The organism is Pseudomonas sp. R2-60-08W (assembly GCF_003852335.1).
Classification (GTDB): Bacteria; Pseudomonadota; Gammaproteobacteria; order Pseudomonadales; family Pseudomonadaceae; genus Aquipseudomonas.
The window spans coordinates 821683-836267 of sequence record NZ_CP027731.1; the positions used below are offsets into that span (position 1 = coordinate 821683).

Consider the following 14585-nt stretch of genomic DNA (forward strand, 5'->3'; position numbering starts at 1 on the left):
CGGGATGAAAGCCCACCCTCACACAGTAGCGGCTGACCGGGAAAACCGCGTGCTAAATCGCCACATGTGTCGCGATTGGATAAGTGAACCTACACGCTGAACTGCAAGGCATTGCTCAAATCCCCCATGGGTTTCTGGCCGCGCGCGATCATCGCGGCATCCCTTTGCTTGAGGCCGTCCAGGGTCTCCAGCTGAAACACGCGGGTGATCAAGCGCAGGATCGACGCGGTGTCGTAGAGCGTGTGGTCAACCGTGCCTTTGCGTGCGAACGGCGACACCACCAGGGCCGGAACCCGTGTGCCCGGGCCCCAGCGGTCGCCCTTGGGCGGTGCCACGTGGTCCCACCAGCCGCCGTTCTCATCGACGGTCACGACCACCACCATGTTGTTCCACTGCGGGCTTTCCTGCAGCAGCTTCAAGGCGCGGACGATATGGCGGTCGCCCGAGGCCACATCGGCATAGCCGGCGTGCATGTTCAGGTTGCCCTGGGGCTTGTAGAAGGTCACGGCGGGCAGCTTGCCGGCTTGGGCGTCGGCGAAGAACCTGTTGGTGCTCGACTCATCGCCCAACCCGCCGTCGCGCAGGCGTTTGTCGCGCTCGGCACGGTTCTCGGGGCCCTGCTGCTTGAAGTAATTGAACGGCTGATGGTGGTACTGGAAGTTCGGAATCTTGGGGATACCGCCCGAGTCCTTGAATTGCTCCAGAGTGGCTTGCCAGGCGCCAGCGTACCAGGCCCAGTCGATGTTCTTTTTCGAGAGCTTGTCGCCAATGTGTTCATGGGTTTGCGGCACCAGCACATTGGGCAGGTCCGGTTTGGCGTAGTCCGGGTTCTGCGGGTCGCGGATCCAGGTCGGCCAGTAGGGCGGAGCCAGCGTGTTGACGGCATAACCGTCCGGCGTCAAGGCGCTGGGGCCGAACTGCGGCGGGCCAGTCATGGCGCTGGCCGGCGATGTGTCCAAGGGTTTGAGGCGCGTGTCGGAAGGGTCATCGCTTTGCAGCGTTGCGACCTGCGCCTTGGCCACCGATTGCGCGGCATTCGGATAGATCGGTGCCGTGGCGCTGATCAGGTACTGATGGTTGAGGAACGAGCCACCAAACGCACCCTGGAAAAAGTTATCGCACAGCACAAACTCCTTGGCCACGTCCCACAGGCGCAGGGAATAGCGGCTCTGGGCGTAATGGCCCATCACCAGGCCACCGGAATCGCCCCAGGCAACGAAGCCGTCATTCTTGCCGCCGTTGATCTGCATCTGGTTCTGGTAGAACACATGCCACAGGTCGCGGGTCACCAGGCTCAGCGGCAAGTCCTGCGCATCCGGGCCTTTGAGGGCGAACGGGGCGTTGGGCAGGTTCTCCTGGAATTGCACGGCGCTCGGGTAGGTCACGCCATCCACGCTTTGCGGGCCCACCTGCAACACGCCGCCCCAGGTCGGGGGGAGGGTAGCCAATACGCTGCCATCGCGGTCGCGTTGTTGAACGTCAGCCGCCGAAAGCGCCGAGAGAGGTTTCTCCAGCCCAGGGAAGTCCGCAAACAGATTGTTGAAGCTGCGGTTCTCCGCGTAGATCACCACCACGGTTTTCACCGTGTCACGTAAGGCTTTATCCAGCTCCTGCGAGGTGAGTGGGCGCGGCGCGGGCTTTTCCGGTGCTTCGCCGGTATTGCCGCACGCACTCAGGGTCGCGCCCACGCCCAGTACCGCAGCGCCCCCCAGGAAGCGCCGGCGACTGCTGTCGACCGGCGGTTGGCCTGGCGAATCCGTGGAAGGGCGGTCTACGTGCTCGTCACTCATTGCGCGGGAGTCCTTGGCGAGATGTTGCAAGATGTTTCGCAGGACGGTAGCAATGGAATGTGACGGAACAAAGACAGACCTATGATGAGTGGGCCGTGTCTACACCGCATAAGCGCTGCTAGACTGGCTTCCTGACACAGGCCGCCGAGGTGAACCGTGAAACCATCAATTGCACTTGATCTACAAAGAGCCGCTGTTAGAGAAGTGGTCGGGCGTTTTCGTATATCAAATCCGAGAGTGTTTGGGTCTGTATTACTGGGGACCGATCACGAAGGCAGTGACCTGGACCTGCTGGTCGACGCGCCGCCGGGAACGACACTTTTTGATCTCGGTGGGTTGCAGGTAGAGCTTGAAAGCTTGCTGGGCGTCAATGTGGATCTGCTGACCCCCGGTGATTTGCCTTTGAAGTTTCGCGCGAAGGTGTTGGCTGAGGCTCGTCCGGTATGACGGAAAATCGCCTTGGGGATTATCTGGAACACATCAAGCAAGCTTGCACTGACGCGATTACCTTTGTTGAGGGGTTAAGCAAAGAAGAGTTCTTGGAGGACAGGCGAACGCAACAAGCAGTGGTCATGAGCCTGATCATCATTGGTGAGGCGTCGACGAAAATCATGGACCGGCACCCCGACTTCGCTACAGAACATTCATACATTCCCTGGCGCAATATGCGCGCGATGCGCAATCGAATTGCTCACGGTTACTTCGATATCAACTTCGATGTCGTTTGGGACACGATACAAAGCGCATTGCCCGATTTGCTGGAGCGCCTTCCCCTCACTGAATGACCGTACCTACTGTAATAGCAGGTACCGTCGGTCGCTATTTTATGGCCTCACCGGCGGCAAATACGTCAACGTCGTCCCCAACGCCCACAGCAGGAACAACACCAACGGCGTGTGCACCAGTAGCTGCACGAACGAAAACCCGATCAAATCCCGCGCCTTCAGCCCCAACACGCCCAGCAACGGCAGCATATAGAACGGGTTGATCAAGTTCGGCAACGCTTCGGCCGCGTTGTAGATCTGCACCGCCCAGCCCAGGTGATACTGCAAGTCATTGGCTACTTGCATCACGTAAGGCGCTTCGATGATCCACTTGCCGCCGCCGGAGGGGATGAAGAAGCCCAGCACCGCCGAGTACACGCCCATCAGCAGCGCGTAGGTGTCGTGGGACGCGATGGAGGTGAAGAATAGTGAGATATGGTGCGCCAGGGTCTGGCCGTCGCCGCCCTTGACCACGGTCATCAGCGCCGCAATCGAGCCGTACAGCGGGAACTGGATCAGCACGCCCGTGGTGGTCGGCACGGCGCGGGCCACGGCATCGAGGAAGCTGCGCGGGCGCCAGTGCAGGAGCGCGCCGACCATGATGAACAGGAAGTTATAGGTGTTGAGCCCCGAGATGGCGCTGATCGCCGGTTTGGTCGAGAACTCGTGGAACAGCCAACCGGCCGCCAGCAGCGCCAGCAGAATAGTCAGCAACGGGCTGTGCTCCAGCCATTCGCCGGGTCGGGTCGGCGCCTGCGGCTTGGGCAGGTTGAATGCCGGGTCGACACCGCAGGCCTTGGCATCCCGCGCACTGTTCGGGCCCGGCGCGGTGGCGTAGGCGATGATCAGCGACACGATGATCAGCGCCAGCAACAGCACGCCGGATTGCCACAGGAAGATGGTCTCGGTAAACGGGATCATCCCGGTGATCGCCAGGATCGACGGCGGCAAGCTGGCCGGGTTGGCCTGCAACTGCGCGGCCGATGAAGACAACCCCAGTGCCCATACGGCACCCAGGCCCAGGTAGGCCGCAGCGCCAGCGGCGCGGTAGTCCATGCGCAAGTCCGTGCGACGGGCCAATGCACGCACCAGCAAACCGCCGAACACCAGGGACAGGCCCCAGTTGAGCAAGGAGGCCACCATGGAAATCAACGCGACCCAGGCCACCGCCGAACGGCCGTTCTTCGGGATGCGCGCCAGGCGGTCAATCAGCTTTACCGCAGGCGGCGAACTGGCGACCACATAACCACCGATCACCACAAAGGCCATCTGCATGGTGAACGGGATCAGGCTCCAGAACCCGTCTCCAAAGGCTTTGGCGGCTTCGCTGGGCGCAGCACCCATGCCCAGGGTCGCCACGGCAACGATGATCACGGCGAGGGCGGCGAACACCCAGGAGTCGGGGAGCCAGCGCTCGGCGAAGTTGGAGCAACGCAAGGCAAATCGGGCATAGCGGCTTTCTTCGATAGCATCGGCCACGAGTCTTTCCTCTTGTATTTATTATGGGGATGGCAGTTTTTCGGCATGTTCCTCCAAGGTCATTGATTTGGGAATGTAGTTATCTTCATTGATCAATGAGTAAAACAAATATATCCGTCGCGATTGCCATCATCCGGTTCAACTCATAACCTGCACGCCATTTTGTTTGTCTGCCGAGCCCGTACATGACTGCCACCTTTTCGTCACAGGCGCAGCGTTTTTCCCGCTCCGACTACAAAACCCTGGGCCTGGCCGCCCTCGGTGGCGCCTTGGAAATCTACGATTTCATTATCTTCGTGTTCTTCGCGCTGACCCTCAGCCAACTGTTTTTCCCCCCGGAAATGCCCGAGTGGCTACGCCTGCTGCAGAGCTTTGGCATCTTCGTCACCGGCTATCTCGCGCGCCCGTTGGGTGGCATTCTGATGGCGCACTTTGCCGATCACCTGGGACGCAAGCGCGTGTTCAGCCTGAGCATCCTGATGATGGCCTTGCCCTGCCTGCTGATCGGCATCATGCCGACCTACGCGCAAATCGGCTATTTCGCACCGCTGATCCTGCTGGCGCTGCGCGTGTTGCAAGGCGCTGCGGTGGGCGGTGAAGTGCCCAGCGCCTGGACCTTCGTCGCTGAACACGCCCCGCGCCGCCATCGCGGGTATGCCCTGGGTTTTCTGCAAGCCGGCCTGACGTTCGGCTACTTGCTCGGCGCACTCACGGCCACCCTGCTTGCACAGGTCTTTACCCCGGCCGAGATTCTCGACTACGCCTGGCGCTTGCCCTTCCTGCTCGGCGGCGTATTCGGCGTGATTGGCGTATGGCTGCGCCGCTGGCTCAGCGAAACCCCGGTATTCCTCGAAATGCAGGCCCGCCGCCAGGCCGCTGCCGAACTGCCGCTGCGCACCGTATTGCGCGACCACCGCGCCGTGTTGCTGCCGGCGATGATCCTCACCTGTGTGCTCACGTCGGCGGTGGTGGTCCTGGTTGTCATCACCCCGACCATGATGCAGAAAACCTTCGGCATGAGCCCCAGCCACACCTTCGCCTTGAGCGCGTTGGGAATTGTGTTCCTCAACATCGGCTGCGTGCTGGCTGGCCTGCTGGTCGACCGCATTGGCGCCTGGCGCGCGGTGCTGGTCTACAGCCTGCTGTTGCCGGTGGGGGTGTTTATCCTGTACGCCAGTCTGATCAACGGCGGCGTCTGGCTGGGCGCGGCGTATGCCGTGGCCGGCTTGAGCTGCGGGGTGGTGGGCGCGGTGCCGTCGGTGATGGTCGGACTGTTTCCGGCGCATGTGCGCGTATCGGGAATTTCCTTCACCTACAACATCGCCTATGCGCTGTGGGCGAGCACTACGCCGCTGATGTTGATTGCGTTGATGCCCACTAGTCCGTGGATTTGCGTGGGCTATTGCGTGGTGATGGGGGCGGTGGGGGTGGGGAGCGTGGCGCTGTTCGGCAAGCGCCACACCTTGGCGGGCTGAGGTTCAGGTCAGGAAGTGCCAGAGCAACAACGTGCCGACCATCATCGAGGCCGGAATGCCGGAATATAGTTCGGCCAATGCCGCAAGCCCTCTTCAGAAAAGGCCAGCTGCGCCGATGCAGGTTAGACACCCACCTCACTTGCCATCGGTGCTCCATGTTCAATACCCGCCTGAAGCAGGAGCTGTCGGCTCTTCGCGAAGAATTGTCGAGCTTGCTCCAGGTCAAAGAGAGCCTGGAAAACGAAATGCTGTGTCTGACGCTCGGTCCTGATGGGCGGGTGGAGTGGGCGAATGCCAACTTCCTGCGGGAACTGGCCTACCCGTTGGGCGAGATTGTGGGGCGGCCGATCGAAGACCTGACGCCCGCCCACATCCGCCAGAACGAATTCCAGTTGCGCTTCAAGCATGCGCTGGCGCGTGGCGAACATTTCGCGGGTGCCGTGCGCCTGATGCGTGGCACTGGCAAAGAGGCGTGGCTACGCTCGATCCTACAGCCGGTGCGCAGTTCGGACGGGCGCCTCCTGCATTTTGCGATGTATTCCAGCGACCTCACGCGCACCATCGAGAGTTCGCGTGAACATGAAAACCTGATCACCGCGCTGATGCGCTCCACTGCGTTGATCGAGTTCGACCTGGACGGGCAGGTGCTCACCGCCAACGACCGCTTCCTCAACGCCATGGGTTACAGCCTGGCGCAGATCCAGGGTAAACATCACCGTATGTTTTGTGAACCGCAGGAATACAACAGCCCTGAGTATCAACAATTCTGGAAGCGCCTGAACGCCGGCGAGTTCGTCGCGGCGCGCTTCAAACGCGTGGACAGTCATGGCCGCCTGGTGTGGTTGGAAGCCACCTATAACCCGGTGGTTGACGCCAATGAGCGGCTGTACAAAGTGGTCAAGTTCGCCACGGTGATCACCGACCAGGTCAACCGCGAGCTTGCGGTGGCCGAGGCCGCCAACATTGCCTACAGCACCTCCCGGCAAACCGATGACAGCGCCCAGCGCGGCACCACTGTGGTGACTCAGGCGGTGGAGGTAATGCGTGACCTGGCCCAGCATATGCAGCGGGCCGGCGAAGGTATCGAGGCGTTGAACGCCCAGTCGCAAGTGATCGGCAGCATCGTCAAGACCATCAGCGGCATCGCTGAACAGACCAACCTGCTGGCGCTTAACGCGGCTATTGAAGCTGCGCGGGCCGGTGAGCAGGGACGTGGCTTTGCGGTGGTGGCCGATGAGGTGCGGCAATTGGCTTCTCGGACCAGCAAAGCCACCGAAGAAATTGTCGGCGTCGTGCGTCAGAACCAGGACATGGCCCGCGACGCAGTAGCCTTGATGGTTGGCGGCCGCCAGCAAGCCGAGCAAGGCCTGGCGCTGGCGGCGGAAGCGGGCACGGTGATCGTGGAGATTCAGGATGGCGCGCAAAAAGTGGTAAGCGCCGTCGGGCAATTTGCCAACCAACTGACGAACTGACTGATTAGGTTTTCTCCCTCAAAGCGCGCTCCAGCGCCGTGCGCGGTTTTGAATACAACAGCACTCAAATGTGGGAGGGGGCTTGCTCCCGATAGCAGTGTGTCAGCCAGCATATTTGTCGCTGATACACCGCTATCGGGAGCAAGCCCCCTCCCACATTTTTGAATGCATTCCAAGTCAAGATCGTTCCCACGCTCCTGCGTGGGAATGCAGCCCGTGACGCTCCGCGTCACCTGTGCGCTGGCGGGACGCGGAGCGTCCCAGGAGGCATTCCCACGCAGAGCGCGGGAACGATCAATCAGCGCCCGAGCATCTTCACCCAACGCGACGGCGGCATGCCGTAGGCGCTGCGAAACTGCCGGGTCATGTGGCTTTGGTCGGTGAAGCCGGCGGTCATTGCCGCATCCACCAGTGGCAGGCCCTGGGCCAACAATTGGCGCACCAGGTCCAAGCGACGCATGGTCAGGTAGCGGTAGGGGCTGGTGCCGAACAGCAGGCGGAAATCCCGCGACAATGCCCAGCGGTCGCGCTCGGCGTGCTCGGCCATTTCATCCAGGGTGATGCTGCGGCCCAGGGCGCTGTGGATAAATTCCCGGGCGCGCTCGGCGGCGATGTAGTCAAAGGATTTGCGGCTGGTGATTGCGCCGCACGCGTCGCTCAGCGTTTGGGCCAGGTCGAACATCGCGTCCTGCTCCTGCATCGCGTCGATCGGGCAATCCAGGCTTTGCAGCAACACTTCGCTGGCGCGATGCAGCCGAGGGTCGGTGGACACACCGCCGGGTATGAAGGGCAACGGCTTACCGCCGAGGATCTGCTGGATCAGCGCCGGCTGCACATAAATCATCCGGTACTTGAAGCCCTCCGCGCTGCCTGCGCGGCCGTCATGGACTTCATCGGGGTGAATGACCATGGTGGTGCCGGGCAAGCTATGGGTCATGCCGCCGCGATAATGAAAACTCTGCACGCCGAACAACGTGCGGCCAATGGCGTAAGTGTCATGGCGATGAGCGTCGAACGCAAAGCCGGCAAAGTACGCCTCGATACGGTCCAGGCCGCTGGCGTGCGGGGCGCGGTGCAGCCAGTCGAGGGTGTGGGTAGGGTTGCCCATGGTGACTTGTCACAAAAGGAGGTGGAAACACGTTAACCCAGTCTGTATGCCTTGTCTGCCGAGGTCTTGTACGATCGTGCAGGCTGGCGAGCCTTGGCAAGAAGCCTTGCTTTGAACTCGCCGCGCCACACAGGGCGGGTCAATCGCCCAGTGCTTCGCCTTCGCGCCGTGGGTCTGCACCGCCGCTGAGTGACACCTTGCCCTGAGCATCCCGTGTGCGAACGATCGCCTGGACGCCGCTGGTCATATCGATCTCGCTCAGCGCATGGCCCTTGCGCTTCAATGCCTGCTTCACGCCCGGGCTGAACAACCCGGCTTCCAGTTCGGTGGCGCCGTTGCGGCTACCGAAATTGGGCAGGCTGATCGCAGCTTGCGGGTCGAGTTTCCAATCGAGCATGGCCACCAGTGATTTGCTCACGTACTCGATGATCTGCGAGCCGCCCGGCGAACCCACCGTGGCCAGCAATTCACCGCTCTGACGATCGAACACCAGCGTCGGTGCCATGGCCGAACGCGGACGCTTGCCGGGCTGCACGCGGTTGGCGACGGGCTGGCCGTTTTCCTCGGCAATGAACGAGAAGTCGGTCATCTGGTTATTGAGCAAAAAGCCCTGCACCATCACATGGGAGCCGAACGCTGCTTCCACTGTGGTGGTCATCGAAACGGCGCCGCCCTGGTCATCCACGGCCACCACTTGTGAGGTGGAGATGCGCAGCGGCGATCGGTCTGGCGCGTAGGCTACCTGGATGCCCGCCGGTTGGCCTGGCTTGGCCATGCCCATGCTGCGTTCACCGATCAGTGCGGCGCGCCGGGCCAGGTAATCAGGGGCGGTGAGACCTGCGGCCGGCACCGGTGTAAAGTCCGCATCGGCCACGTACAGTGCCCGGTCAGCGAAGGCCAGGCGCCCGGCTTCGGCGATCAGGTGCACGGCTTCGGGCGTCGGCTCAAGCCCGGCGGGCGAGGTGCTTCGGATCGGCGTCATCGGCGCGATGGCCAGGCGTGGATCGCGGGCCTCCAACGCCTGCAACGTCCCGAGGATTTGCGCAACGGCTATCCCACCCGACGATGGCGGCGGCATGCCACACACCTTCCACTGTTTGTAGTCGGTACACAACGGTGTGCGCTCCTTGGCGGCGTAGCCCTTAAGGTCGGCCTGAGTCAGGCTGCCAGCATTGCGATTGCCTTGCACCTTGCGCGCGATCTCGTCGGCAATCGGGCCGTGATACAGCGCATCCGGCCCTTCCTTGGCGATGCGTTTGAACACCTTCGCCAGCGCCGGGTTCTTCAACAGCGTACCGGTGGCTTTTGGCGATCCATCGGCGTTCAGAAAGTAAGCGGCCATGTCCGGCGATTGCGCGATAAAGCGGTCGGCCGCGATCAAGCTGTGCAGGCGCGGGGAAATCGCGAAACCCTGTTCGGACAACCGAATCGCCGGTTCGAACAGCTTGGCCCATTGCAGATGGCCGTGCTGCTTGTGCGCCATTTCCAGTGCCCGCAATACCCCTGGCGTACCCACCGAGCGCCCGCCAATCTGCGCATCGGTGAACGCCATCGGCGTACCGTCGGCGTTCAGGAATAGCCGCTCTGTCGCCCCGGCCGGGGCGGTTTCACGGCCATCATAGGCGTGCACGTTTGCGCCGTCCCACAGCATGATAAAGGCGCCTCCGCCGATGCCGGAGGACTGCGGTTCCACCAGCGTCAGCACCGCTTGCATGGCGATCGCCGCATCGATTGCCGAGCCGCCCTGGCGCAACATCTCGCGCCCGGCTTGGGCGGCCAGCGGGTTGGCGGCGGCGGCCATATGACGTTCGGCGTGGCGGGGGGCGAGGTCGGTGCGATAGCCCGAACCCAGCTCCGGGGCGGGCGGTGGTTCATTGATCGCGGTGTGGCAGCCGGCCAGGGCGAGGGTGGTGGCAACTATTGCCAGTTGACGGCGGGAAATAAAAAGCACGCGCTGAACTCCGTTCATCTTGAGAATGATCTGGTCTTCCTGTCGGCAGACTTTAACGCACGAAAGACGGGGAGGGGCGAGCGGGCTGTTTTTTCTGGCTGAGCTTGTCGAGGCCTGGTTTTATTTCGCGACGCTGGAACCAAAGCCACGTAAACGCTCACAGCGTTACTGGTATTAAGCTATTTCTGGAGCCAGTTATGCACAGAAGACTAGACAATTTGCCCCACGCGCAGCTCAGTGTTATCAACTACTCCTCCACGCCCGACAAGGCCGCGGTGCCCACCCAGCAGTCACCTCGCTATCAATCGTTGACCCCCGCCTCAATGCTGTTTGATATCCGCCTAAAAGACGGGCAGCTGGAACCTGACACGACCAGGGTGGCACGCGATATCGCTCTTCATCTCAACGCGCCAACCAAACACTTTGCCGCCGATGGCGCCAGCGCCGCAGGCACCTTGCGTGTCAGGGATGGGCGAGATTACCTGTTTCATATTCAGTCTACGCCCGCTGTCGCGGCGGTATTCAAAAGCAGCGTGCCCGATCCTATCAGCGGCGACGGGGGCGTTTCGTCTTTTGACAGCCCTGGTCGCGGGCATTTGGCAAGCGTCAGCGGTGTACAGACGACGGTCGACGGCAAGCAGTTTCGTCTGGACGAACAGCGCGTGTATCGCTTCGAACCTCTCACCCTGTCGTGGTTGCCCGCACCCGACAACCAGGCCTACAGCCGTATTGGGCTGACCGGTGAGGGGCATTTGTCGAAAACACCCCAGGGGGCGCTGGACAGCAGTGCGCAAGGGCGCAGCTCGGTTGTATTGAGTCAGGTTCAGGGTGCGCCGGTGGTGCAGATTCAAGGTGCCGGGGCGGCGGATGTACGCCCGGTTGATGAGACCGGCGCGCCTGTGCAACTTACCCGAATCGGTTTGGCCGGCAGTACGCTGTATGGGGCCACGGTCGACGGCGAACTGCTGCGCGCGGACGTGCGCATGGCTCGGGACGGCGTGTTGCCGATGGCTGCGCAATCGCTCGAATCATTGGAGCAGGCGCTAAAGGGCGCTGTGCGTGTCGAAGGTTTCTTCCATGATGATGCCGGGCAGCTCAATGCCCAGGTTCGCGATGCCCGGCAGCAACTGCACAGTGTCCCCGTGAATAACGCAAGCGGGCTGCGCCCTCAGTGGAACCTGAGCGATGTGTGGGTCAAGGGCATCGAGAAAGGTCTGCCGTTGCCCAGCCAGCAGGCGTTGACGACCGCAGTCGACCTGGGCCCTCGCGGCAAGGTTGCGTTTGACGCAGGCGCGTTATTGAGCTGGGACGCGGCTGCGCAACGTTGGGATCACTCGGGGCTGCAGGGCGTCACACAGCTGGAGCGAGGGTTGGACGGACGTGCCTATGTACTGCAGGAAGGGCAGCTCAAAGCGGTGACCCTGCAAAAGGTGCGTGACCCTGTTTTCGAAGGGGCCAGCCATGAATTGAGCGCACTGCCCAAGCCGCGTCCTCAAGTGTCACTTGACGAGGTGCTGGCGGGCGATCCTCAGCGCCCTGTCACTGGATTCGCTATCGCTGACGGTCGCAACTTTGTAACCGTCGATAAAAACCATCAGCTTCAAGCCTGCGTGGATGGGGTGGTCAACCCGTTACGGCTTTCCCCCGCGCTCGCCATACAAACCCTGGCGCTTGATCATGAAGCGAGTCTTTATGCACACACCCAGGCGGGCGAATTGTTCAAGGCGGATCACCACGCCTGGCAGAGCCGCGACGGTGCCGCGCCAAGCTGGACCCAGATTGAATTACCGCAGGGCCAATCGCTGGACTCCTTGCGGATGGGAGCTGATAAGCATCTGGTTGGCGGATGGGATAAACAGTTCCATCGACTCGATAAGGCGGCCTTGGGCGCAATGGCGTGGGGGCCGTTGGCAGTGGCGGTGCAGCGGCCCTCATTGGCCGATACGTTATCGGCCGCTCAGATACGCACGCCGATGGCAGGAGGCGCGCTGACGGCCACAAGCACTGTCGTGGGGCAAACCCGTGAAGGCGTGCCGCTCCAGCGCAAGTTTTTCCAGGGACTCAATGCGCACTTTCATCCTCTGGAAGCCATCAGTGAGAAAGGCAAATCCATTCAACATCACGTAAACGGGCGCCGGGGGCTGGAGCACGTTTACGCTGACGATAAGCAACTGCACCAGCAGCTCGCATCGCTTTCCAAGAGCAAGCCGGTTGCCGCTGACCTGAATGCGCGTCTCGCCGCCCTGTGCGGGCCCGGGCCGCGCCAGGCATTGGCCATGCGGATCAGCCAGGCGTTGACGCAGGTAACAGAAAGCAGCCAGTCAAGCGCCCGCCTGTTAGGAGACGTACACGGGCTGGCGTTTGACCCACGGCCCACGCTGAGCCGAGCGCTGACGAGCCCTGAGTCGACGCTGCACCAACTGCATGAGGCATTCAAACGGGTCGCGCCTTCATCGCAGCCTTCAACGGCAGGCCTGCTGGCCAACTTCGAAGGTCAAGGATTGACGCTGCCCAAGTGGAAACCTGAGCGTAAACGCGATCTCGACCACCCTTCGGCCCTCGTCGAGGGCGACCTTATTCACCATGCCAATACGCTCAAGCAACTAAACGACCTGGCCCAGGAACTCGACAGCACTACTGGCCACAGCCCCAGTGCCTTGAAAAGAATCGAAGCGTCCATGGGCACTGTGATGAAAGGGTTTGATGACAGCCCTGTCCATAAACTGGCCAGCCAGAAAGTCGCCAGTTATAGCCAGGCGGAATCCCTGTATGACAATTTCAAGCTATTGGCCAAGGACCTTGGCACGCCGGGGTCTGCCTTGCATTGGCACCTTTCGGGCCTGCTGGGGTTGCCCGCCGAGGCGTCCATTACGCAGGCAATGACACAGCAAGTGCAGCAGATGGAAAGTGGTCAAACCCTTAACCCCAGCCGAACCCAGGGCGAAAGCCTGGGGCTGATGGTGACCGGTATAAAACCTGCGCCAGCCGTAGAGTTTTTTCTGGGAGCCTCCAAGTCTCATACGCATGGTGTGAGTATCACCCGTACCGACAAGGGAGCCAGGGTCCAGATCAGCCGCGACGATATGCGGCGCCTGGCCGGCTCCGTGGCCACGGGGGTGACGTTAGGGCGCGGGGGCGGTGCAGTGGGGCCCGGCCTGAGGGTTGCCGGTGAGTTGACGGCCGCCGTTGTGAAGAACACTGGATCGAACATCAGTTTCGATGTGAAGGAGTCGGACTTCGGCAAGATGATGTCGATATTGATGGGGCAGTCCGGGGGCTTTCACGACTTATTGGCGCTGGGAGAAAAAGGCGCAGCTGGCGAAAGCTCGAAACTCAGTGCTGACGTTAACCTGGATGGGCTCGCGCAACTGCGTTTGATGTACAGCCCGCAGGAAGACATCGCCGAGTTGGACTCAGTGATACGCGCCGGGATTGGAGTGATGGGTAACCTTAACCTTGCGCACACGGATAAAAGCCAAACCACCACGCGCTCTGCGACGGGCACCAGCCGTGACCAGGCAAGCAGCGCGCAGTGGCTGAGGCAGGGCGGCGTGGGGGCCAACTTTGTGCCGATCAGTGCGCTGGCGTTGGCGGGCAGTGCCGGGGCCGGCGGGCCGGCGACGGTGGTTGCGGCCTCGGCGGACGTATCGGTCATGGTGAAATTTGACCGTGGGCAGTCACAGGCCTTCAGCTTTTCTTTCAAGCCGCCGCAGCCAGTGACTCAATCTCAGGTCGATGAGATTCACAGCAGCCTGTCACTGTATTCCCCCCAGTTCAAACGGGACTTGGCCGCCGCTGACCCGTTGGGCGCGCAGGGCTCCCCAAAAGAACAACTGGCCAAGTTGCAGCAGTTTCTTTCCACTCATCCGGCATTGGCGACAAAGCCGGACGCTTATTACGCCATCAGTCAGTCGCTGGACACGTTGATGACCCAACAAGACTTGATGAACAAGGGGCTGCAGCAGTTGGCATCGGTCGAGTCTTCCGTCACGCGCGTGGGGTTACGCGATAACGGGCGGCATGACTGGTTGGACGATGTCGCGCCGGCCAACAAGGCCGCCATCGAACAGTGGCTCAAGGATGACCCGCAGTTTGCCCAGGTGATCGGTCAACTGCAGTGGGGTGAAGGGACTTCAGTGAGGCTTGGCATGGAACTCAAGCCAGAGGCTCTACGCACCATCGAGCGCAGCCTGCTTGCGGGCGCAGATACCGAGCCGCTGATCAAGCAGGCACTGGGAGGTCCGAACCACCTGCGCGTCAAAAGCATGAGCATGAGCTACACCGCGAGCCAGTCCCATGGCATGTCGGTGCCAGCCATGATGAATCTGAGTTTTTCCAGCAGCGTGGCCGTCAGCTATACGCAAAAACAGGTCAACGTCGACTTCGAGTACGGGGTGAATGCGGATAAACCGCTGCGGATGAACTTGAACGATACGCTGAGCAGCCTGCCTAGCCATGACCTGACGATTGACCTGGGGGACCTGCGCATAAGGACGCCGGTTTCCACCGCCTGAAAGGTAAACAGCGGGCATAAAAAAACGGCCTA

General features: G+C 61.5%; 9 protein-coding genes. 5 read left to right on the plus strand and 4 right to left on the minus strand.

Features of this window, described 5'->3' with window-relative positions; translation table 11 throughout:
* Nucleotides 1–89 precede the first annotated feature (89 nt).
* Complete coding sequence (gene acpA / locus C4J90_RS03530) at nt 90–1790, minus strand: acid phosphatase (protein ID WP_124419233.1); 1701 nt, start codon at nt 1788–1790, stop codon at nt 90–92.
* Between the two features lie 156 nt (nt 1791–1946).
* On the opposite strand from acpA, the gene C4J90_RS03535 reads away from it, so the two are divergent.
* Complete coding sequence (locus C4J90_RS03535; RefSeq protein ID WP_124361163.1) at nt 1947–2237, plus strand: nucleotidyltransferase family protein; 291 nt, start codon at nt 1947–1949, stop codon at nt 2235–2237.
* On the plus strand, nt 2234–2575 hold the full coding sequence (locus C4J90_RS03540) for a DUF86 domain-containing protein (RefSeq protein ID WP_124413776.1): 342 nt from the start codon (nt 2234–2236) through the stop codon (nt 2573–2575). The genes C4J90_RS03535 and C4J90_RS03540 overlap by 4 nt, the downstream gene beginning before the upstream one ends.
* Before the next feature lie 39 nt (nt 2576–2614).
* Here C4J90_RS03540 and C4J90_RS03545 read toward each other — a convergent pair whose 3' ends face one another.
* Nucleotides 2615–4033: a short-chain fatty acid transporter gene (locus tag C4J90_RS03545; protein ID WP_124419234.1), complete on the minus strand. Its 1419-nt coding sequence runs from the start codon at nt 4031–4033 to the stop codon at nt 2615–2617.
* 185 nt (nt 4034–4218) lie between these two features.
* Between C4J90_RS03545 and C4J90_RS03550 the strand changes: the two genes are divergently transcribed.
* Nucleotides 4219–5508 carry an MFS transporter gene (locus tag C4J90_RS03550; RefSeq protein ID WP_124419235.1) on the plus strand — a complete coding sequence of 430 codons (1290 nt, stop codon included), beginning with the start codon at nt 4219–4221 and terminating at the stop codon, nt 5506–5508.
* A gap of 155 nt (nt 5509–5663) precedes the next feature.
* Nucleotides 5664–6980 (plus strand): PAS domain-containing methyl-accepting chemotaxis protein, encoded by a 1317-nt coding sequence (locus C4J90_RS03555; RefSeq protein WP_124419236.1) that lies wholly within the window; start codon nt 5664–5666, stop codon nt 6978–6980.
* A gap of 298 nt (nt 6981–7278) precedes the next feature.
* Here C4J90_RS03555 and C4J90_RS03560 read toward each other — a convergent pair whose 3' ends face one another.
* Both C4J90_RS03560 and ggt read right to left on the minus strand, forming a co-directional pair.
* Nucleotides 7279–8088 carry an AraC family transcriptional regulator gene (locus C4J90_RS03560; protein WP_124419237.1) on the minus strand — a complete coding sequence of 270 codons (810 nt, stop codon included), beginning with the start codon at nt 8086–8088 and terminating at the stop codon, nt 7279–7281.
* Nucleotides 8089–8227: 139 nt separating this feature from the next.
* The gene (ggt, locus tag C4J90_RS03565) at nt 8228–10039 is read right to left on the minus strand and encodes a gamma-glutamyltransferase (protein WP_372237483.1); all 1812 of its coding nucleotides are present in this window, start codon (nt 10037–10039) and stop codon (nt 8228–8230) included.
* A 197-nt stretch (nt 10040–10236) separates the two neighbouring features.
* Here ggt and C4J90_RS03570 point away from each other — a divergent pair, with 197 nt between their 5' ends.
* Entirely contained in the window at nt 10237–14553 is a 4317-nt protein-coding gene (locus C4J90_RS03570; protein WP_124419239.1) for an AvrE-family type 3 secretion system effector, read from the plus strand.
* Nucleotides 14554–14585 lie beyond the last annotated feature (32 nt).

Coding starts and splice junctions, on each gene's coding strand:
- acpA (WP_124419233.1), bottom strand. CDS start 1,790: ATGAGTGACGAGCACGTAGACCGCCCTTCCACGGATTCGCCAGGCCAA.
- C4J90_RS03540 (WP_124413776.1), top strand. CDS start 2,234: ATGACGGAAAATCGCCTTGGGGATTATCTGGAACACATCAAGCAAGCT.
- C4J90_RS03550 (WP_124419235.1), top strand. CDS start 4,219: ATGACTGCCACCTTTTCGTCACAGGCGCAGCGTTTTTCCCGCTCCGAC.
- C4J90_RS03555 (WP_124419236.1), top strand. CDS start 5,664: ATGTTCAATACCCGCCTGAAGCAGGAGCTGTCGGCTCTTCGCGAAGAA.
- C4J90_RS03560 (WP_124419237.1), bottom strand. CDS start 8,088: ATGGGCAACCCTACCCACACCCTCGACTGGCTGCACCGCGCCCCGCAC.
- C4J90_RS03570 (WP_124419239.1), top strand. CDS start 10,237: ATGCACAGAAGACTAGACAATTTGCCCCACGCGCAGCTCAGTGTTATC.